Source organism: uncultured Chitinophaga sp., assembly GCF_902168175.1.
Classification (GTDB): domain Bacteria; phylum Bacteroidota; class Bacteroidia; order Chitinophagales; family Chitinophagaceae; genus Chitinophaga.
The window spans coordinates 493,660-514,829 of the sequence record NZ_CABHOU010000095.1 but is presented as its reverse complement, the minus strand read 5'-3'; the positions used below and the strand labels follow the sequence as shown (position 1 = coordinate 514,829).

Below are 21,170 nucleotides of genomic sequence, written 5' to 3'. Positions count from 1 at the left end.
CGTAGTTAAACATAGAGATCAGCAGCAACCAAAGCCTGCCTGCTGCTATTAACTCCTTTAGGAACAACATTCTTATCCTCCGTACCCAACCAGCAGGTACGATTAAAGGAGGGATTGTAAAGCCCAAAGCGGATTTCAAGACATCACGGCATTGCTGTACAATAATCTCAGGCTCCCCTGCCCGTTCACCGTGCAGCCAAAGGTGTGGCTAAGCATAGCCAGCTTAGTACCGACAAAAAGCCGGTTTGTGTAATTTCCCTTGTAACGCCGCTAATAATCCCGTAATTTGAAGTGATTAATTATTGCTATGAACCTACTCGACATTCAACACCTGAAAAAGTACTATGCTACTCACAAAGCGGTTGATGATGTGAGCTTTGCAATTCCACAGGGCAGCATATTTGGCCTGCTTGGCCCTAATGGCGCCGGCAAAACCACACTTCTTCGCATGATAACAGGCATCTTTTACCCCGATGAGGGTGAAATCCTGTTCGATGGCAGAAAATTCGACCCGGGAAACGACATCCGCCACATTGGCTACATGCCGGAAGAACGCGGCCTGTATAAAAAGATGAAAGTTGGCGAACAGGTTAAATACCTGGCGCAACTGAAAGGCCTCAGCGAAAAAGAAGCGAAACAGAAAATAGACTACTGGTTCACCAAATTCGAAATCACTTCCTGGTACAATAAAAAGGTAGAAGAACTCAGTAAGGGCATGGGACAAAAGGTACAATTCATTTCTACCATTCTTCATGATCCCAAACTTCTTATTCTCGACGAACCCTTCTCGGGTTTAGATCCTATCAATTCTAAACTGATACAGGACGAGATATTCGAACTCAGCCGTAAAGGCACTACTATTATTTTCTCCACACACCGTATGGAGCAGGTAGAGGAAATCTGCAACCAGATCGTACTGGTGAATAAAGGCAAAAAAATATTAGATGGAAGTGTGAAACAAATCAAACATGATTTTAAACACAACCTGTTCCGTATTGGCGTTGGACAAATGCCCAACCCTGCGCAAATGGCTACCCATCACTTTACTATTGTGAAGCAGGATGATCACGCTTATACCGTTAAGGTGAATGCAGATAGCAAAACGAATGATATTCTTTCGCACTTCATCCATCATGATATACCTATTACGTATTTCGAAGAACTGCTGCCAACGATCAACGATGTTTTCATTGAACGCGTAAAATTCACAGAACAGATTCCCAACTAACCAAAATCTTCCGCTATGAACAAAATATGGCTCATCATAAAACGGGAATATATTACCAGGGTGCGCAAAAAGGCATTCCTGATCACCACGCTGCTCATCCCAGTGTTTTTTGCGGCTACCATCGTAGTGCCCATCCTCATGGCCAAATCGGGCAATAGTTCGCAGCGTATTGCCGTAGTAGACGAAAGCAAAATGTTCCAGGATAAGCTGGCAGACTATGACAACGTGCATTTTAAATTTGTGGAAGCACAAATAGACACGCTGAAAAAATCCTACCAACAACTCGGCTACAATGGCCTGCTCCATATTCCGGCGATGGATATTAACCGTCCCTCCGGTATCGTATATTACAGCGAAGGGCAAATGAACTTATCCCTTAGAAGTAAACTCGAAAACCGCCTTCAGGACCTGATCGAAGAAAAGCGCATGGCCGCTGCTGGCATCGATCAGGGTAAACTAAAGGAAATGCGTGCGGATATAGACATTATCAACAAAACCGGTAAGGAAGAACGAGAAGGCAGCTCCGGTGTTGCTTTCGCCGTTGGTTATGCGAGTGGTTTTATCATCTATATCATCCTGCTCGTATTCGGCATGTCGGTGATGCGCGGCGTAATGGAAGAAAAGATGAACCGCATCGCCGAGGTAATGGTATCGAGCGTTAAACCCTTTCAGCTGATGATGGGTAAAATACTCGGCATCGCTGGCGTAGGACTCACCCAGTTCATCATTTGGGTAGGTTTGATCATCGCCATCTACTCCGGCATCATGCTCACCTTCTCACAAAACGAGATCCAGGCCGCACAATCTATGCAGAACGGCAACAGCGCCGCCACTGCAGAAATGATACGTAATATGAAATACGTAGCCGGCAGCGTTAACTGGACGCTCATCATTTCCTGCTTTATGTTTTACTTCCTGGGCGGCTATCTTTTTTATGCCTCTTTGTTTGCCGCAGTCGGAAGCCTCGTAAACGAAGATCCAAACGATATACAGGGACTCACCTTCCCGATTACCTTACCCGTTATCATTGCCATCATCATCATGTTTAAGGCAGTGCAAGACCCTGGCAGCCCAATCGCAGTATGGGGCAGCATCATACCTTTCACTTCTCCTGTGGTAATGATGGCGCGCCTTCCATATGGCGTACCCGGCGGCGTACCGGTATGGCAACTCCTTCTTTCGATGGCCTCCCTGATCGTAGGCTTTATTTTCTCTACCTGGGCTGCCGCAAAAATATACCGCACCGGCATATTACTGTATGGCAAAAAAGTAACTATGAAAGAAGCAATTAAATGGATCGCCAGAAAATAATCCTGCTAACACCAGATAATTTGATCCCCTGCAAAATTGCAGGGGATTTTCTTTTTCCGGAAGCACATTCTAATGCTGCCATTCATACTTCAATTAACCATCACTATATTATTAGCGAAATGTGTTTAAAAATCACAGTTGCCCTGGTCTTTTTTTTAACATCATCCGGCTGGTACCGTAAACGCTGTACAGGACTACATTTTCCTTCTCTTCAACTCATTGCTTCTACACTTTAAGTCTTAGGTATTACACTTGAAACGTAATGACCTTTGCATCCCCATCAACAAAAAAAATAATGATTTAACTTGCAGCGGCCGTTAACCGATACACAAATTTTTTACCCCTAAATCAATACGCCATGCTTAAACATTTGGCAGCCCTGTTTGTTGGCTGCACTCTCATTGTATCATGTACAAAAACAAACGACCCCATCACCCTGGAAAAAAGAGCGGATATCCATTCCCATTTTCCTGACCAATTGGCAAAGGTAACGCTGTACGACACTATAAACGGCGACTATTATGGATACCGCAGGTATGAGTACAACCATCTTAAACAGGTAAAAAGCGTACACACAAGGTTATATTTCGAGCCACAGGAAGCCAACTTTTACATCGCGTATGATACGAACGGCCGCGTAGATTCTGTGATACTCAGGCCATATATAACTGAGCTTAACCGCGAATGGAAATACTTTTATGATGAAAAAGGCCGGCTGGCAAAAACGATTCGTTACCCTTCAAGTCCATTTGAGATTGAGCGCATGCATGACACGTTGTTATTTAATCATGAACCTGTAATTAACATGCCCTGGTTCCCGAAACCGAACTTTCGCATGCACGCTCCTGACGGATATCGCAACCACTTTTACACTTATGGTTACCACGACGAACTAACAGAAGCAAGTGAGGCTACATTTGAAACCTACCGTGAGGTGCGCTACGTGCTAAGAAACACGAGTATTACCAACCCGGAATATCTCTTCCATAAAGCTTCCAGGCTACACGACATGGTAGTTAATTCTACCTGGGACTCGCCGCTCGATATTTTTGAGACCGGCTCCACCATGTTTGATGAACTTCAATACTTCATGTATGACGAAGATCCGGTACTATACCGTTATACACTGGAATCAGATAACCGGCAGCGCCTCAGCAAAATTTATTACATCAATTCAAGGGGCGTAAAAATATTATACAAAGAATATCAGTATCTATAATCCTGATCAATGGGAGAACAACTGCTGTTTACATAACCCTGCAATCAAACGGCTCATCAAAAATACCTTTACGAATGATGCCTGTAACAAAATCGTAGCCGTGGAAGAAACTGTTCTGTTCAGTTTTATTGCCGGCAGGATCAGGCCGATTACGACAGGAAAGGGATTATGAATATCTGAACTAACACGCCAGTGTTTGTCCCCTTGAGGGTTAGGGACCACCATATCCTTAACCCTTTCCTATTTTATGATATATGCCACAATTGCAGTAATTTTCCGGGGGCAAAATTGATATGCAATGAATTTTTATACGCGTAAATGGGTAAAGCCGCAGGATCTGAACGCGCACGGCACTTTGTTTGGCGGATCGCTGCTGGCCTGGATTGACGAAGAAGCGGCTATCTATACTATTATTCAGCTTGGCACGAACGGCGTGGTAACCAAATACATGTCCGAGATCAATTTTATCAACTCTGCACGCCAGGGCGACATCGTAGAGCTGGGAATTAAAGCTACCCACTTCGGCCGCACCTCCCTTACGCTTACCTGCCAGGTACGTAACAAAATCACGCAAAAAACAATTCTTACCATTGATAAAATGGTGTTTGTGAGCGTAGATGAAAATGGAGTCCCTTCTCCACATGGTAAAACAGAAATTACTTATACAGACGAGCGTTTAAGAGAAGAATAATCTCCTGACCCATTTCCCGCTTCTTCCATTTAAGAAGAAGTTGTATCTTTGTGCCCATTATTCAAAAAGCTATAAAGCCTTGAGCCGTGTAATTACATTCACATACTAACATTGGGTTAGCTGCTCCATCCCCCGGAGCGGAAGTGATTGTATTGTTTAATTTAACTATCTTATTACATGGCTATTTCTCAAAAATATGGCCGTACGTACCATTATCCGTTTTCGCCAGGTACTACCAGCGACGACAGGATAAGTCACGATTACTGGCCACTTATTAATAATATTCCGCAGCTCGTGCATACAGAAAAGCTGGACGGCGAAAATAATTGCCTGTCCCGCCTGGGCGTATTTGCCCGCTCGCATGCCGCGCCCACCACATCGCCGTGGACCGAAAGTCTGCGCCGTTACTGGCAGCTTATTAAGCACGACCTGGGTGAACTGGACGTATTTCTCGAAAACCTGTACGCCGTACATTCCCTGCAATACCATAAACTGGAACACCACTTCTACGTATTCGCTGTTCGCGAAGCCGACCGGTGGCTCAGTTGGGAGGAAACGAAGTTTTATGCAGCGATGCTCGACTTGCCCGTTGTACCGGAAATAAAAATCTTTCCCTCACCGGCAAACCGCACGGAATTTGAGCAGGAAGTATTATCCATTACCGCAGGCCCGGGCGCACTGGCGCCACACGACGCCATCAGCGGAAAACCTTCTGTAATGGAAGGCATTGTAACGCGCAATACCGGCAGTTATGCCGTGAACGCATTTTCTGAGAACGTGTTTAAATACGTCCGCAAAGGACATGTTAAAACCGACCAGCACTGGACGCGCAACTGGAAACGCGCACCGCTGGCAAATGAAGGAGGTAAATATGTGGACACTCACTAACAATAAAGAATGGTCACAGCTCGAAGCACAATTCGACTGGGTACGTGATATGCAACATGTACCGCAGGACGCTGTACACCATGCCGAAGGTAACGTGGCCATCCACACGCAGATGGTACTGGAGGCTTTACAACAACAGGAGGCATGGCTGTTATTAGCCGAAGAGGAAAAGGAAATGCTCTGGGCGGCTGCTTTACTACACGACGTAGAAAAACGCAGTACTACGGTAACTGAACCCGATGGGCGCATTACCGCGATTGGCCATACCCGCAGAGGTGCTGCTACCGCCAGGCAAATTCTTTACCGCGATATAGAAACACCGTTCGCCATCCGTGAAATGATTTACGGACTGGTCAGGCATCACAGCCTGCCGTTATGGTTACTGGAACGTCGCGATCCTTTAAAAGAACTGGTGAGCGCCAGTCTGGAAGTAAACACCGCGTGGCTTGCGCTGCTGGCAAGGGCTGATGTTATCGGCCGTTTTTGCCAGGATAAGGCCGACCTGTTGTACCGTATCGATTGCTTCGAAGAGTTTTGCAAGGAAAACGACTGCTGGGGCACTTCGCGCAACTTCGCTGATAACCACGCGCGTTTTCACTACCTGCAACATGATAATACTGATCCCGGTTATGTTCCGTTTGAGCAACCCGTGATGGAAGTAATAGTCATGAGTGGACTACCAGGAGCCGGAAAAGATACCTTTATTAAAAGGAATTACCCGCAACTGCCCGTTATTTCCCTGGATGATTTGAGGGAAGAGCTGGATGTAGCGCCAACAGACAAACGCGGTAATGGACAAATTATACAGGCTGCAAAAGAACAGGCCCGCGTATACTTACGCAAACAACAACCGTTCGTTTGGAACGCCACCAATACCACGAGGCAAATGCGCGCACAACTCATCAGCCTCATCCTTACTTACAAAGCAGCAGTAAGGATCGTGTACCTGGAAGTACCTTACCGTAAGTTGCAGGCGCAAAACAAAAACCGGGAAGCAGTAGTACCTGCCGCAGCCCTGGATAAACTGGCAAGGAAGCTGGAAGTGCCTGCCAGGTGGGAAGCGCAGGAAGTGGAGTATCACGTGGCAGGATAATCTATCCATATTCTTACCATTTTTTAACTTTCAAATACCTAAGCTGGACTGCTTTTTGCGGCAGTCCAGCTTCATTCACTAAACAATCGGCCTAATGTGGACAAACCTGGAGAACTACTTTGAAACGCTTCCCCCTATATTCTGGAATCTCTTACTGGCTTTTTTAGCCATCGTTTCGGGTCTTATTTTAAAGACGCTTTTTACACTCGCCTCAAAGTTTTACTCAAAAAGAAGCAATGATTTTTCCTGGTTTTACTCCATTATACGAAGGCTTGGCAAACCACTGAACTACTTTCTGCCATTGTTTATATTCAATATGGTGCTGCCCCTCATGACTTTAGGACCCAAAGCCTATAATGTGCTGGACCGCATCACTGGCATCCTGATCATCATTTCCTTTGCGTTCCTGCTTATTGGAATTATCAAAATCATTGAGGACTACATGTACAGCATCTACGATCTTTCCAAAACAGATAATCTGAAGGAAAGAAAGGTGCGTACCCAATTACAGTTCATCCGCAAATTCGCGGTGTCTGTTATCGTAATACTGGCAACCTGCGCTATCCTGCTTAGCTTCGATCATCTTCGTAAAGTAGGCACCGGCCTGCTTACCGGTGTGGGCGTGGGCGGTATCATTATCGGTTTTGCTGCACAACGTTCGCTGGCCAACTTCCTGGCGGGTTTACAAATAGCCTTTACACAACCTATCCGAATAGATGATGTGTTAATTGTAGAAGGTGAATGGGGAAGGGTAGAAGAGATCACACTTACTTATGTAGTGCTTAGCATCTGGGATAAAAGAAGACTGATACTCCCTATCAATTACTTCATTGAAAAACCTTTCCAGAACTGGACACGTAGTAGTTCAGACCTATTGGGCACTGTTTTTCTTTACCTCGATTATACCGCACCAATTGACGCTATCCGGGAGGAATACCGCCGGTTGTTAAAAGAGAATGAATTATGGGATGGAAATGTGCAGGTAGTACAGGTAACGGATGCCAGGGAAAAAGTGATTGAAGTAAGGATGCTCATGAGCGCCGCTACCTCAGGCCGTGCGTTTGACCTGCGTTGTTATATCCGGGAAAACCTTATCAGCTTTATCCAGAAAAATTATCCTGATGCATTGCCTAAAACACGGGCGATCATTGAAGACAGGTCCTTCAAAGATGAAATTAAAGATCTGCCTGAAGCATAAAAGCATTGCTTCTGCAAATATTAAAACAACCATATCCGCAACAGGCGGAATAACCCAAAGGATATAGCGCCGTTACGCAACATTGATATTTTCTGTTTCTTTTTTGACAGATACGGAAACAAAGTGGGTGGCTTTTTCCTGCAAATCATCGTCGCTTACCAACACCACGGCCGAGCCGCCGATATCGGCATATTGTTTCACCACTTTATACACCTGCCTGGCACCCGCTTTATCCAGTTCGCCCAGGTCAATGATCATGCGGTGGGACCAGGACAATGCGGTGTACAAAGCCACCAGCTTACGACCTGCCGGGGTAAGTGAGTTAAAACGATCGTTCGGAAAAATGTTCTCATCGGTATCGTATACCTGCCTTGCCACTGCATTGGCCGGACTGCCGTACTTCCTGATATAATCTTTTACGCTTACCGGGTGTAGCAAACGGCCCATAAACGATTGCTGCGCCTCATCCACATAAGTAAACGGCACTTCCGTTCGTACCGCCATATCAGTTACGGAAAGCAGCATGTCCAGGCATACCTTTTTCATTTCCTGACGCCTCGCGCCGGCGGGTATACGAATGACTGCAATTTCTCCATCCTGCAGGGTAAACGGCGGAATAAACACATCGCCGTGTTGTTGTCCTTTAAAGCTAATTAACATAGGGATCTGATTAAGCCAAACTGCTGCATTACTATTTGTACTATGAAGATCGCAAAAAATACTCCAATAAATACGCAGGCCGCCTAAATTAATAAGCGGCCTGCGTACTACAGGTTTAACCTGTTAATAATGAAATATTTGTTGCTATAATTTATCCAGTGTGCTGCCTGCAGGTAATTCGTAGGGATCGTTCCCCGCAGTAAAAATCCTGGCCGGTTGCGAACCCTCCATCGTAATTACGCTTCCTTTCACCCTTATCCAGCTCCCTTCGCGGAGGCCAACTACCGGAATATTGTTTTGGGTATGAAACTCTTTGATGCGGGTTTCCCTGGTTTCGCCCATATGCACTACTCCGGGGATCGGGTCGAGATAGTGAGGATTGAGATTGAACGGAACGAGTGCCATCGTTTCGAAGCTGGGCGGATAAACGATAGGCATGTCGTTGGTAGTTTGCATATTGATACCGCCGATATTGCTGCCTGCACTTGCGCCCATATAGGGTTTACCACTTTCAACGGCTGTTTTAAGCACGTTCATCAACCCTAACCCGTGCAGTTGTTTAACGAGCAGAAAAGTATTACCTCCGCCCGTGAAAAAACCTTTCGCACTGGTAATCGCTGCTGCTGGATCACTGTAAGTATGGAGACCTGTAACCTTAATACCAAGTGCTTCAAAAGCACCTGCCGCCCTGGCCGTGTATTCGTCGTGCGAAATACCACCCGGGCGGGCAAAGGGGACGAATATAATTTCATCTATCCCGGCAAACAGTTCTTTAATTACAGGCTGCAGATAGGCCAGGTAAGCTTCTCCAAACAATGTAGAGGTACTGGCCAGTACGATATTTTTATTCATAGCCGTTTAAACCGGGCATTTTTCGTGATAGTTAATCAGTTCGATGGGGCTGCGTTCGATCTCTACCCCGTCGTAAGTGGTAAGCACTTCGTCCAGCACAGCTTCCACTTCTTCTGGTGTTTTTAATACCACCAGCCTGTTGCGGAATTCCTTGATATTGGGCAAACCTTTCAGGTAACTCGCGTAGTGACGGCGCATTTCGTTGATACCAACGATCGGGCCTTTCCATTCTACAGATTTACGCAGGTGATTTTTGCAAACCAGCACACGTTCCTGTACGGTTGGTCCTGCCAGCACTTCGCCCGTTTGCACAAAATGTTTGATTTCGCGGAAAATCCAGGGATAACCGATGGCCGCGCGACCGATCATGATACCGTCCACACCGTAACGGTTTTTATACTCCAGCGCCTTCTGTGGGCTGTCGATGTCGCCGTTGCCGAAAATAGGTATTTTGATACGAGGGTTGTTCTTCACTTTGGCGATGAGCGTCCAGTCGGCTTCGCCTTTATACATTTGGGCACGGGTGCGGCCATGTATTGACAGGGCTTTGATACCCACATCCTGCAGGCGCTCGGCCACTTCTTCAATATTTTTGCTTGAATCATCCCAGCCCAGCCTGGTTTTTACTGTTACCGGCAGCTTGGTGGCTTTCACACAGGCGTCTGTAAGACGCACCATCAGGTCTATATCTTTTAAAACACCGGCGCCAGCGCCTCTGCAGGCCACTTTTTTAACCGGGCAGCCGAAGTTAATGTCCAGCAGGTCCGGATTAGTTACATCTACGATCCTTGAGGCCATAGCCAGGCTGTCCTCGTCGCCGCCGAAGATCTGAATTCCTATAGGGCGCTCATAATCAAAGATATCGAGCTTTTTACGGCTCTTAATCGCATCGCGTATGAGGCCTTCGCTGGAAATGAACTCCGTATACATCAGGTCGGCCCCGTTTTCCTTGCAAACCGCGCGGAAAGGGGGATCACTCACATCTTCCATCGGCGCCAGCAGCAGCGGGAAGTCAGGCAGCACTATGTTTTCGATCTTAACCATTAGCTATAAAATGAATATATTCCTTTGAGCCTGCAAAGATACTCCAAATCCGGGATATTAGAGGGAGATGGGCAGCAACCCGCTGACCCGGCCGCCGTTGTGTCACTCCCTTCAGCGGCACTGCAAAAATAAGCAGTAGAAATTGCGCTACCACCGGTCTAAAAAATACTTGTCAAACCGACATTTATTATTATTTTGTCGGTACAAACAACACAAACATACGTTATGAAGAAAACGATACTCCTGGCCGCTGTTATGGCGGGCGCAGTAATTTCAACCTATGCGCAAAACCCAGCCCGGCTCCTTGTTAACGCTCACGCACCCAAAGAAACTATTAGCCGCCATATTTACGGGCATTTTTCGGAACACCTTGGCCGTTGTATTTACGACGGTTTTTGGGTAGCCGATAGCATGCAGGTACCTAAAAAGGACCGCATCCGTTTGGACGTGGTGGATGCGCTGAAAAAGATTAAAGTACCTAACCTTCGCTGGCCCGGCGGCTGCTTCGCCGATGAATACCACTGGCGCGATGGTATTGGTCCGCGCGAGAACCGGCCTAAAATGGTAAACAGCAGCTGGGGTAACGTTACGGAAGACAATAGCTTTGGCACCCACGAATTCCTGGAACTTTGCGAACTTATTGGTTGCGACCCTTACATCAGCGCCAACGTGGGCAGCGGCACCGTACAGGAAATGAATAACTGGGTGGAGTACCTCAACTTCGACGGACTGAGCCCCATTACTGATACGCGTAAAAAGAACGGCCGCGACAAACCATGGAAAGTGCAATTCTGGGGTGTTGGCAATGAAAGCTGGGGCTGTGGCGGTAATATGACACCTGAGTATTACGCAGGCGAATACAGGCGTTATGCCACTTTCTGCAAAAACTATCCTGGCGTAGCGCTCAAAAAAATCGTATCGGGCGCTAACAGCAACGATTATAACTGGACAGAAGTGATGATGCGTAATATCCCACTTGGCATGATGTGGGGCGTATCGCTGCACCATTACACTGTTCCTAAAACCTGGCGCGAGAAAGGTTCTGCCACACAGTTCGATGAAAAGGAATACTTCCTGGCCATGAACAGTTGCCTTAAAATGGAAGAACTGATCAACAGGCATTCCACTATTATGGACAAATACGATCCGGGTAAAAGAGTAGCACTGGTAGTGGACGAATGGGGCATCTGGACAGATGTGGAGCCTGGCACCAATCCAGCCTTCCTGTACCAGCAAAACAGCATGCGCGATGCGATTATTGCCGGCACTACCCTCAACATCTTTAACAACCATGCCGACCGTGTAAAGATGGCCGAACTCGCACAAACGGTGAACGTGCTGCAGTCGGTTATCCTAACCAAAGGGCGCCAGATGGTATTAACACCTACCTATCACATTTTCGATCTGTACAAGGTACACCAGGATGCAAAGTTGCTGCCCGTACAACTCTCCGCGCCCGATTACAGCTTAGGTGGCGATAAACTGGCTGCGGTAAACGTTTCTGCTTCGCAGGATGCTTCCGGCGCTATCCACATTTCCTTCGTAAACATCGATCCGAATAAAGATATTACGATCCGTACTTCGCTGAACGGCGCCAATTGGAAAACGATCGACGGGCAGATTATGACTTCTCCAAAATTCACCGACATCAACAGCTTCGAAGAACCTAATAAGGTTAAACCTGCTGCGTTTAAAGGTGCTAAGAAAGAAGGCAATGACCTTACCGTTACACTTCCTAAATTATCAGTTGTGGTGCTTGAACTAAAGTAACTGCATCAACGTAAAATGAAGAAGCCCGCTCCGGAAAAGAGCGGGCTTCTTCATTTATCAACTTCGATAAAAATGCTTTTATAACTATAACAGTGAATAAACCCATCCACCTAAAAAAAAGCCCGCTCCTGAAACGGAACGGGCTTTTAGTATAGTACTTACCTTATTACTTATGCATCCGGTGCCGGTTTAAAAAACAGCGGCTTGAGGGTATACCAACCCAACGCAGGGAAAAAGTGCATCGGAATTGTGAGGCCGAGGAATAACTCGGGTAAAGTCTCAGCATCCAACGGCAGCCTGTGCGAGATGGGACCCAGCAACGAAGCGAAAGTAAAAATGGTAAAGAGCAGATTAAAAACTGGCTCCGTCCGTTGTTTCAACAGTTTGTGCAGCAGCCAGTAACCAACAGCTGCCAGCAAGGTACCGCCGATACAGGTGATGAACATGCCGGAAGTAGTGACTACGCCCGGGAATTCGCCCGCTGTATTTTCTGCATACACCTTGGCATATACCGTGGAGGCTATGCCTGCGAGTACACCGGAAACAACCGCCAGCAACAAAAGTTTCTTAAACATGCGCTATCGTTTAAAGTTGAATTATTTGGTAACAGGAACAGATACTTCCAGTTTGATTTCGTTAGATACATCGCCACCGGCTTCACCGATTTTGAAATCGGAACGGTTTACCGTAAACGTGCCTGCGAAAACGCCACCAGCACCTACTTTCTTAAATGTGAAAGGAAGGGTAATTGCTTTTTTAACACCGTGCATCTCGAGTGTGCCCTGTGCCTGGTAGCCAGTACCTGCCTTTACAATTTTAGTAGTGGTAAAAGTGATGTTGGGATATTTCGCCGCATCGAACCAATCCGTGCCTTTGGCATGTTTGTTCATCATTGCATTGCCTGTATTGATAGAGGCAACGGGGATGGTAACATTGAATTTAGAAGCGTTGAGGTTATTTTCATCAAAGCTGATCGTTCCTTTTAGCTCCTTAAATATACCTGCCGCTTCCCCTGCCGAAAACTTAACGGAGTAACCTCCGGCAATCTTCCAATCTATGCCCGCTACGGGTTTGAATGCGCTGGCCGCTACCGCGACAACGAGCGCTATTGCATAAAATAACCTCTTCATAAATCCTTTGTTTTAAAATTAGCCTTTTACAAACTCAGTATCGGCCTGGATCGTTACCACGTCGCTCAGGATAGCTTCTGGCATACCTTGCGCCACGCCAAAGTCAGAACGTTTGAAAGTACCGGTTACTTTGAAACCAGCGATTTCTTTCTTGTTCATTGGGTGTGTAGCAGTGCCCACCAGTTCAGCTTTCAGGATAACAGGTTTAGTTACACCGTGGAAAGTCAATTCGCCTGGTACATCGTAAGTTTTAGCACCTGTTTTTTTGAAGGTAGTGCTTTTGAAAGTAACTGTGCCGAATTTAGCAGCATCCAGCATATCTTCTTTCTGCAGGTGCGCATCACGCTGAGTATTGTCGGTATTGATGTTTGCTACTTCAGCTTTGATATCGATAGTAGCGTCGGTAAAGTCAGGCTTAGCGGAAGTGATAGTAGCATCGGTTTGTTTAAACGAGCCATGGAATTCGTTAACACCATAGTGTACCAGGCTAAAACCTACACGTGAGTGAGCGGCATCCAGTTTCCAGGTTTGTGCAAATGCGGATACAGAAAAAATTAAGCTTGCTGCAATAAATGTAATCTTCTTCATTTTTGTTCTTTTAAATTTAGGTAGTATGTTTTTTGTAAATTTAGTTACCTTTAGTAACTCAAAGCTATTTAATAACTCGATTACCACCAAGAGGGTACCGCGTCAAACCTTGGTAACATGATAGTAACTAATACTGAAAATCAAGAACTTACAATCGAAAATAAAATTGAAAAAGTTTTCGATATGGAACATTGTGAAACGGTTCTTTGTCCAATTAAAGATGTTTTAGCGCATCTTGGCGACAAATGGTCGATTTTTACGATACTCGCGCTCGGCCAAATTAAGGTAGCACGATTTAACGAGTTAAAAAAACAGGTAACCGGTATCTCCCAGCGTATGCTGACGGTAACCCTTCGTTCCCTGGAAGAAAATGGCCTGGTTTCAAGGCAAATCTTCCCGGAAATTCCTCCCCGTGTAGAATACTCCCTTACCTCGCTCGGCTGCAGTTTACTGGGACAAATGCTGCAACTGGCCGAATGGGCCACTTCGCACCAGGACGAAATCGAAACGGCCAGAAAGAACTTCAAAGAAAAGAAACTCGCTTTTTAAGGCTATCCCCCACAATATCTCAGGCTAAAGCTTACGGCGTTCGCGCTGTTAAGGTTGCCTTTTATCCTACACAGCCAGCGGATTACACCCGCTAATTTTTCAAATATAGCGACTTTAAACATCCTGCAAAGCCAGGTGATGTGTATTTGCATCAACAACCATGAAATAGACATTAAAAGGTGAAGGCGTATCAACGAAGCAGCTTCCTACAAACCACCGGTAGTAATTACATATAAAACATGCAAAAAGGCTCAATACCTAACAACCAGGTATCAGATTTGAACAAAAATGATAAAACCCTGCATAAAAAAGAGTTAACCTAGAACGAAAAAGATGCGACGTTGAATGAAAAAGAGTCAAGATTGAACAAAAAAGATAGAGGTTAAACGAAAAAGGTGCAAGGTTGAACGAAAAAGAATCAACCTCCCACGAAAAAGAATCAGGGTCGCACCAAAAAGAATCAGGCTTGATGCAAAAAGCACCAAGCCTGATGAAATAAATATCTAAGTTTCTTACCAGATCACTACACGGGCAGAGTCGCCCAATACCATCTTATCGCCGGGTTTACAGCCCCATGCTTCAGAAAACTCTTTCAGGTGCGGCAGCGGACCATTTATCCTTTCGCGGGCCGGAGAGTGCGGATCGGTTTGGATCTGGTTGCGCAAAGCGGCTTCCGTGATATTGGCGTGCCATACCTGCGCCCAGCCCAGGAAGAAACGCTGTTTCCAGTTATAACCGTCCACCAGTGGAGGTTCGGCTTTACCCTCGAGGGATTTCTTAAGGGCGTAGTAGGCCAGTGTAAGACCGCCCAGATCTGCGATATTTTCACCGATCGTGAGCGCACCGTTCACTTTAAAGCCTGGCAGCACTTCAATACCACTAAAGTAGTTGATGTATTTACCAGCAAGTGTGTCAAAACGTTTACGGTCCTCTTCTGTCCACCAGTTTTTCAGGTTACCCTCTGCATCGAATTGCGAACCCTGGTCGTCGAAACCATGGGTAAACTCGTGACCGATTACGGCAATGATACCACCGTAGTTAATCGCATCATCCGCATCCGCATTAAAGAACGGTGGCTGCAGGATGCCTGCGGGGAACACGATCTCGTTGTTCAGCGGATTGTAATACGCATTCACCGTTTGTGGCGTCATCAGCCATTCTTTACGGTCTACGTCTTTACCTATTTTAGCTATATTTTCGTTGTGCTTGTAAAGGGCGGCGTTAATCACGTTCTCTACCAGTTTGTCGCCCTGAATATCGATGCTGGAATAATCTTTCCATTTATCAGGATAACCGATTTTGTAGGTGAAAGCTTTCAGCTTTTTATGTGCCATCTCTTTTGTTTCCTTACCCATCCAGCTCAACTGATCTACGCGTTCGCCATATACTGTGCGTACGTTCTCGATCATTTCTGATACCTTTTCTTTAGAAGATTCGGGGAAGTATTTCTTCACGAACAGTTTGCCCAGCGGCATGCCCATAATACCATCTGTAGAACGGATAGCCCTGTCTACACGCGGACGCTGTGCTTTGGTACCGCGCATCACGGTAGCGAAGAAGCGGAAGTCCTCGTCGTCGAGCGGTTTGGGAAGAAAACCTGCGAAGTGTGTAAGCAACTGCCAGCGGGAATACGTTTTCAATGTTTCCAGCGGTGTTGCTTTCAATAACTTGTTCAGGTTAGAAAGGTACGCTTTGTTCTGGATGATCACCGAATCGGATTTAATACCCTGCGCAGTGGCAAAGCCAGTCCAGTCGTAGTCGGGCATCAGTGTTGCCAGTTCTGCGAAGGCGGCCTTGTTGTATGTTTTAACAGGATCGCGCAGTTCTACATTCGTAAGCTGCAGCAGTGCTACTTTCTTCTCGAATTCGAAGATCGTTTTGCCTGCGGTGGTATCGCTCCAGCCGGCAAGGGCAAACATTTTGTTGATGTGTTGTACAAACTCTTTACGTACGTTCTCCGTGCTTTCGTCGGCACGTTCGTAGTAACTTCTTTCACCGAGGCTCAGGCCATCCTGCCCCTGGTACAATGCATTTATCTTACTATTCTTCAGATCGCCTTCCACGCCAAAACCGGCCACGGTGGGTACGCCGAACTTCTGCATTTCGCCTGTCACGGCCGCCCATTCTTTCAGGCTGGTCACTGCAGCAATCTTATCGAGGTAAGGTTTCAGTGGTTCCACCCCACGTTTTTCGATGGTGGCAGAATCGAGGAAGGATTTGTAATAATCGGCTATCTGTTGTTCTTCGGTCCCTTTCTTAAGATCGGTTTTGCCTACTATTTCATTGATGATACCTTTAAGGCGAACTTCTTTATTCTCCTTGTCCAGCACGTTAAAAGCACCCCAGCGGCTTTCTGTACCGGGTATGGGGTTCGACTTTTTCCAGCCGGCGTTCGCAAATGCGTCGAAGTCTTCGCATGGAGCAATGCTCCGGTCCAGCGAAGCGGTGTCGAAGGCAGGCACAGCCTCAGCCTTCGCTTCCTGCTTGGGCGCGCATCCTGTAAATGCGGCGGCGCCAGCAACCAGCGTTGTTGCAACTACCAAAAAATGTTTGTACATGAAGTCAGGTTTTTAGATCGGTTAAAGTTATGGAAAATCCGGTTCCGGCAGTCAACCTGGCAGGCCGCCTGAAAATTTCGTACGTTTGCAGGGTTATTAGTTTGCAAAATTGTATATATATTATGACATTCCGGTTTGGGCTCTTCCGTTTTCTAACGATTGGTAATACAATAGTGCTTTCCTTCTTTGGTTTGATTCTGTTTATGGCGATGTTCGTGAATCCAATGGCAGCCATGTTCAGTCTGCTGCTTATTGTTGCAGCGTTCCTCCATAACTGGAACTGCCTGTCCTTACAGCGCCACTTCCTTACACCAGGCACTCCTGCAAAACCAGGTTTGCCGATGGCTATCAACTTAACTTCAATTGGCGCATTTATCTGGGGTATCAGCATCGTGACGGGTATCATCAATACGCTCAGAACACCTGCTACCGAAATGCAGAAAACGTTGAAACAGATGATCCCGAAAGATGCGACTGCGGAAGAGAAGCAGTTGTTTTTATCCAGCGCTCATGCCAGTATAAATATTGCCCTCATATTAGTGGGCATCCATGCTATTGCTATTATCGTGAACTGCATCATCTCCATCCAATACTCCAGGCAACTAAGAGCTACATTACCGGAGGAAGAAGAAACACCCGATGGAGACAATCAATAAATTAACCATATAGTATGCAACAGAACTCCGCACCACTGGCGGAACGCCTCCGCCCGGCCACGCTCGCAGATCTTGTAGGCCAGGAACATCTTACCGGCCAGGGTAGCATATTACGCAAGGCACTGGAACAGGGTAAAATCCCCTCCATGATCCTCTGGGGCCCTCCAGGTGTAGGCAAAACTACGATCGCGAACATCGTGGCGCATACGCTTAATGTACCCTTCTATACGCTCAGCGCTATTGCTGCAGGCGTTAAAGAAGTAAGGGAGGTGATAGAGATGGCGAAACACCAGCAACAGGCGGTGTTGTTCATCGACGAGATCCACCGTTTTAATAAATCGCAACAGGATGCCTTACTGGGCGCTGTTGAAAAAGGCACCATCACACTCATTGGCGCTACTACCGAAAATCCATCGTTCGAAGTAAATGCGGCCTTGCTTTCGCGTTGCCAGGTATATGTTTTAAGAGGATTGGGCGAAGAACAGCTGATGCAGTTGTTACAACAGGCCATCGACCGCGACGAATGGCTCAGAAGAAAGCCGATCGTATTTTCGGAAACGGAAGCGATGTTCAACATCTCCGGCGGCGATGCGCGAAAACTGCTGAACCTTTTCGAACTGGTGGTACAAACACTGGGTACTGAAGATACGATCGAGATCACGAATGAAAAGGTGATGGAGATCGCGCAACAGCGTGTGGCGATCTACGACAAAACAGGCGAACAGCATTACGATATCATTTCTGCTTTCATTAAATCCATACGCGGCAGCGATCCTAACGGTGCTGTGTACTGGCTGGCGCGCATGCTGGCAGGTGGCGAAGATGTGAAGTTTATCGCCCGCAGGTTATGTATACTTGCTTCGGAAGATATCGGTAATGCAAATCCCAACGCACTGCTGCTGGCTACGAGTTGTTTCCAGGCGGTTAACCTGATAGGCAACCCTGAATCGCGCATCATCCTGTCGCAATGTGTTACTTACCTGGCCTCTTCGCCAAAAAGTAATGCTTCTTACGAGGCGATTAACCGTGCGCAAAGTGTGGTGTCGCAAACAGGTGACCTGGCTGTGCCCATGCACATCCGTAATGCACCCACTAAACTGATGAAGCAGCAGGGATACGGTAAAGATTATAAATACGCACATAGTTACGACGGCAACTTCTCCGAGCAGGAGTACCTGCCGGACCGCCTTGCAGGTACTAAGTTTTACAACCCGGGTAATAATGCAAGGGAAGATGAATTACGCCGGTACCTGAAAAATCTCTGGAAAGATAAATACGGTTATTGATCTGCCCCTTTGTCCTTATTCAGTATCTCGAACTGCAACTGTAGTTCCTCCCCGCTTTCATCAACCAGCGTAATCGTATGTTTACCTTCCGATGGCCGTAGTGGCAATTGGTGGAAGGTAGCGGTAGTACCCACATAAGCATTGTCCAGGTGCCAGAATATTTTTGCTTCCGGATCGCGGTGGGTGGCGCGGAATATGGTTTCACCACGACTCCCGTCTAGTTCCAGCGGCACATAAATCCGGGCATCAGGTCTTGGATAAATGAGTCCCATCGAATGCCCGCCTGCTTCGCCGGTATTACAACCTGGTTTATAGGCAGGCAGCGGCTCGTAAATATGTTTACTGCGATAATAATACTCTATGGAAGGTGGCAATACAAACCAGCTTTTATGCACCATCTGCTGCGGTAATTCACAAGCCTCTGTTACCCGCCATTTACCGGTAGCATCAAGATGCACCAGCTGGTGGTACGGACACACGGCAGAACGTAACCCGGGCGTGGGCACCAACACCGAATCAATGTCGTTACAATACTCGCCTGCCCGTTGACCGCTTTGCCTGCACACACTTATTTTACTCATCTTATTAGCCGGCATATCGAACCAGCGCGAAATATTCAGTTGCCTGAAAATATCGAACATCACCGGCGCCGCAGTGGCCACACCTAATAAACCCGGCCGTCCTTCTCCATCTGTATTACCTACCCACACGCCTACTACGTATTGGGGCGTTACACCAATCGCCCATCCATCTCTAAAACCAAAGCTGGTACCTGTTTTCCAGGCTATGCGCTGGGAGGAGGAGAATTGCTGCCAGAGAAATTCTTCTCCAGGTCGCATCACATCTTCCATGGCCTGAAAGGCGTACCATATCGCTGCGGCATCTACGACGCCGTACGGACTTAGCTTATGTTTAGATGGCCTTGTTTCGCGCAAACGAAACCCGGCAGCATGAAAATCATCTTCATCATATTTACCTTCATTTTGCTCCATATGATCGAGCGTGCGGGCCAGGCTGGCGTATACACCTGCCAGCTCCCAAAGATTGGTACCTCCACCGCCCAATATCAGCGAAAGACCGTAGTGATTGGCGGGTTGTGTAAGTGTAGTAATACCCAATCTTCTTAACAGTGCATGAAAACGCTGGTAACGGTATTGCTGCAGCATACGCACCGCCGGAATATTCAACGAGCGCGAAAGCGCGCGATTGGCCGGTACTGCCCCATCAAAATCAAGATCGAAGTTCTGCGGTGTATAGCCCGCTATCTGCGTGGGAATATCCGGGATAAGGGTGTTCGGTAAAATCATCCCATCGCTCATCATGGCCGCATACAATAAAGGTTTCAGCGTACTACCCGGACTCCTTACTGCCTGTATCACATCTACATAACTTTCTAATTCGCTGTTGGAAGGATCGTATACATTACCTACGTAAGCGAGCGCATTGCCCGTTTCTACATCCAGCACCAGGGCAGCAGCGTTGTTAATGCCGTTAGCCCGGAAGCCCGTATGGTAGCGATTCAAAATATCGATCACGTTGCGCTGCAGGCTACCGTCGATAGAACTGCGCACGCGTGTATCTTCTTTGTTGCTGGCCTGCTGTGTGCGGAATAAATCCAGCAGGTGGGGTGCAGATTGTGGTAAAGCGAGCGGCTGATCGGGAATAGGTTCGAGTTTGGCCAGTGAACAGGCGGCGCTATCCAGCTTACCATCTTCCATCAGTTTATCGAGCAGCCTGTTTCGTTTGTTCAGTAAGGTTTGCCGGTTACGCCCCGGATGCACCAACGCCGGACTGTTAGGCAATACGGCGAGGGCAGCCATCTCGCCCCACGATAACTGCGTGGGTTTACGGCCGTAATAACGCCACGATGCCGCTTCGAGCCCTACTACATTACCACCGAAAGGGGCATTGGCCGCATACAGACCTAATATCGTTTTTTTGGAATAGCGAAACTCCAGCCTGGTAGCCAGCACGGTTTCCACCATCTTTTGCCAGATGTTACGGGGCTGATTACGATACAAACGAATAACCTGCATCGTCAACGTACTGCCACCGCTCACGACTTTTCTTCCACCAAGGTTTTGCTTTACAGCGCGGCCTATCGCAATAGGATCTACGCCCCAGTGATAATAAAATCGTTTATCCTCATACGCCACAATGCAGTCGGCAAACTTTTCCGGCACTTCTTTATCACCGGGAAACCGCCACTGCCCGTCCTTTGCGATAGCGGCGCTTAACAGCTCGCCATTATTATCTTCTACCACGTATGAAGTTGGCGCCAGGAACAGTTTACGGGGCAGGCAGAAATAATAGCAAATGAGTAATACCGCGAAGGCTGCCAGCCACCACTTCCTTTTAATCGCCCATCTTTTCAATCGTTCCTTCATACTTTTCTTTAAGCGCAAGCCCCATTCCGGGTTACGGAATGGGGCCGGCTGCCATTACATAT

At 47.1% G+C, this 21,170-nt stretch carries 19 protein-coding genes; 11 read left to right on the top strand and 8 right to left on the bottom strand.

Annotation, left to right across the window (positions count from 1 at the left end; translation table 11 throughout):
• Nucleotides 1–307 precede the first annotated feature (307 nt).
• From QZT80_RS23360 to QZT80_RS23330, 7 genes are all read left to right on the top strand, one after another.
• Complete coding sequence (locus QZT80_RS23360; RefSeq protein ID WP_295128072.1) at nucleotides 308–1,228, top strand: ABC transporter ATP-binding protein; 921 nt, start codon at nucleotides 308–310, stop codon at nucleotides 1,226–1,228.
• 15 nt (nucleotides 1,229–1,243) lie between these two features.
• The gene (locus QZT80_RS23355; protein ID WP_295128069.1) at nucleotides 1,244–2,539 is read left to right on the top strand and encodes an ABC transporter permease; all 1,296 of its coding nucleotides are present in this window, start codon (nucleotides 1,244–1,246) and stop codon (nucleotides 2,537–2,539) included.
• Nucleotides 2,540–2,897: 358 nt separating this feature from the next.
• Nucleotides 2,898–3,758, top strand: a complete 861-nt coding sequence (locus QZT80_RS23350; protein WP_295128066.1) for a hypothetical protein — start codon at nucleotides 2,898–2,900, stop codon at nucleotides 3,756–3,758.
• Between the two features lie 298 nt (nucleotides 3,759–4,056).
• Nucleotides 4,057–4,449, top strand: a complete 393-nt coding sequence (locus QZT80_RS23345) for a hotdog domain-containing protein (RefSeq protein ID WP_295128063.1) — start codon at nucleotides 4,057–4,059, stop codon at nucleotides 4,447–4,449.
• Between the two features lie 177 nt (nucleotides 4,450–4,626).
• Nucleotides 4,627–5,337 (top strand): RNA ligase family protein, encoded by a 711-nt coding sequence (locus tag QZT80_RS23340; protein WP_295128060.1) that lies wholly within the window; start codon nucleotides 4,627–4,629, stop codon nucleotides 5,335–5,337.
• The gene (locus QZT80_RS23335) at nucleotides 5,306–6,430 is read left to right on the top strand and encodes an AAA family ATPase (protein ID WP_295128058.1); all 1,125 of its coding nucleotides are present in this window, start codon (nucleotides 5,306–5,308) and stop codon (nucleotides 6,428–6,430) included. Before QZT80_RS23340 ends, QZT80_RS23335 begins: the two co-directional genes overlap by 32 nt.
• A gap of 94 nt (nucleotides 6,431–6,524) precedes the next feature.
• Entirely contained in the window at nucleotides 6,525–7,628 is a 1,104-nt protein-coding gene (locus QZT80_RS23330) for a mechanosensitive ion channel domain-containing protein (RefSeq protein ID WP_295128055.1), read from the top strand.
• Nucleotides 7,629–7,700: 72 nt separating this feature from the next.
• Here the strand turns inward: QZT80_RS23330 and QZT80_RS23325 are convergent, their stop codons facing one another.
• The 3 genes from QZT80_RS23325 to dusB form a co-directional block, all read right to left on the bottom strand.
• A complete protein-coding gene (locus tag QZT80_RS23325; RefSeq protein WP_295128053.1) occupies nucleotides 7,701–8,288 on the bottom strand; it encodes a hypothetical protein in 588 nt (195 codons plus the stop codon).
• Nucleotides 8,289–8,432: 144 nt separating this feature from the next.
• Nucleotides 8,433–9,140: a dipeptidase PepE gene (gene pepE, locus QZT80_RS23320; protein ID WP_295128050.1), complete on the bottom strand. Its 708-nt coding sequence runs from the start codon at nucleotides 9,138–9,140 to the stop codon at nucleotides 8,433–8,435.
• A 6-nt stretch (nucleotides 9,141–9,146) separates the two neighbouring features.
• Complete coding sequence (dusB, locus tag QZT80_RS23315) at nucleotides 9,147–10,184, bottom strand: tRNA dihydrouridine synthase DusB (RefSeq protein ID WP_295128048.1); 1,038 nt, start codon at nucleotides 10,182–10,184, stop codon at nucleotides 9,147–9,149.
• A gap of 225 nt (nucleotides 10,185–10,409) precedes the next feature.
• Here dusB and QZT80_RS23310 point away from each other — a divergent pair, with 225 nt between their 5' ends.
• Nucleotides 10,410–11,954 (top strand): alpha-L-arabinofuranosidase C-terminal domain-containing protein, encoded by a 1,545-nt coding sequence (locus QZT80_RS23310; protein ID WP_295128045.1) that lies wholly within the window; start codon nucleotides 10,410–10,412, stop codon nucleotides 11,952–11,954.
• A gap of 170 nt (nucleotides 11,955–12,124) precedes the next feature.
• Here the strand turns inward: QZT80_RS23310 and QZT80_RS23305 are convergent, their stop codons facing one another.
• From QZT80_RS23305 to QZT80_RS23295, 3 genes are read right to left on the bottom strand one after another with little or no spacing between them, the layout of a single operon-like run.
• Nucleotides 12,125–12,529 (bottom strand): hypothetical protein, encoded by a 405-nt coding sequence (locus tag QZT80_RS23305; RefSeq protein ID WP_295128042.1) that lies wholly within the window; start codon nucleotides 12,527–12,529, stop codon nucleotides 12,125–12,127.
• A 21-nt stretch (nucleotides 12,530–12,550) separates the two neighbouring features.
• On the bottom strand, nucleotides 12,551–13,084 hold the full coding sequence (locus QZT80_RS23300; RefSeq protein ID WP_295128039.1) for a YceI family protein: 534 nt from the start codon (nucleotides 13,082–13,084) through the stop codon (nucleotides 12,551–12,553).
• Between the two features lie 18 nt (nucleotides 13,085–13,102).
• Complete coding sequence (locus QZT80_RS23295; protein WP_295128036.1) at nucleotides 13,103–13,672, bottom strand: YceI family protein; 570 nt, start codon at nucleotides 13,670–13,672, stop codon at nucleotides 13,103–13,105.
• A gap of 183 nt (nucleotides 13,673–13,855) precedes the next feature.
• Between QZT80_RS23295 and QZT80_RS23290 the strand changes: the two genes are divergently transcribed.
• Nucleotides 13,856–14,221 carry a helix-turn-helix domain-containing protein gene (locus QZT80_RS23290; protein WP_295128033.1) on the top strand — a complete coding sequence of 122 codons (366 nt, stop codon included), beginning with the start codon at nucleotides 13,856–13,858 and terminating at the stop codon, nucleotides 14,219–14,221.
• Between the two features lie 512 nt (nucleotides 14,222–14,733).
• Here the strand turns inward: QZT80_RS23290 and QZT80_RS23285 are convergent.
• A complete protein-coding gene (locus QZT80_RS23285) occupies nucleotides 14,734–16,779 on the bottom strand; it encodes a M13 family metallopeptidase (protein ID WP_295128031.1) in 2,046 nt (681 codons plus the stop codon).
• A gap of 122 nt (nucleotides 16,780–16,901) precedes the next feature.
• Here QZT80_RS23285 and QZT80_RS23280 point away from each other — a divergent pair, with 122 nt between their 5' ends.
• On the top strand, nucleotides 16,902–17,435 hold the full coding sequence (locus tag QZT80_RS23280) for a hypothetical protein (RefSeq protein WP_295128028.1): 534 nt from the start codon (nucleotides 16,902–16,904) through the stop codon (nucleotides 17,433–17,435).
• A 14-nt stretch (nucleotides 17,436–17,449) separates the two neighbouring features.
• Nucleotides 17,450–18,721, top strand: coding sequence for a replication-associated recombination protein A (locus tag QZT80_RS23275; protein ID WP_295128026.1), 1,272 nt, complete (start codon nucleotides 17,450–17,452; stop codon nucleotides 18,719–18,721).
• Here QZT80_RS23275 and pbpC read toward each other — a convergent pair.
• On the bottom strand, nucleotides 18,715–21,108 hold the full coding sequence (gene pbpC, locus QZT80_RS23270) for a penicillin-binding protein 1C (RefSeq protein ID WP_295128023.1): 2,394 nt from the start codon (nucleotides 21,106–21,108) through the stop codon (nucleotides 18,715–18,717). The genes QZT80_RS23275 and pbpC overlap by 7 nt on opposite strands.
• Nucleotides 21,109–21,170: the final 62 nt, after the last annotated feature.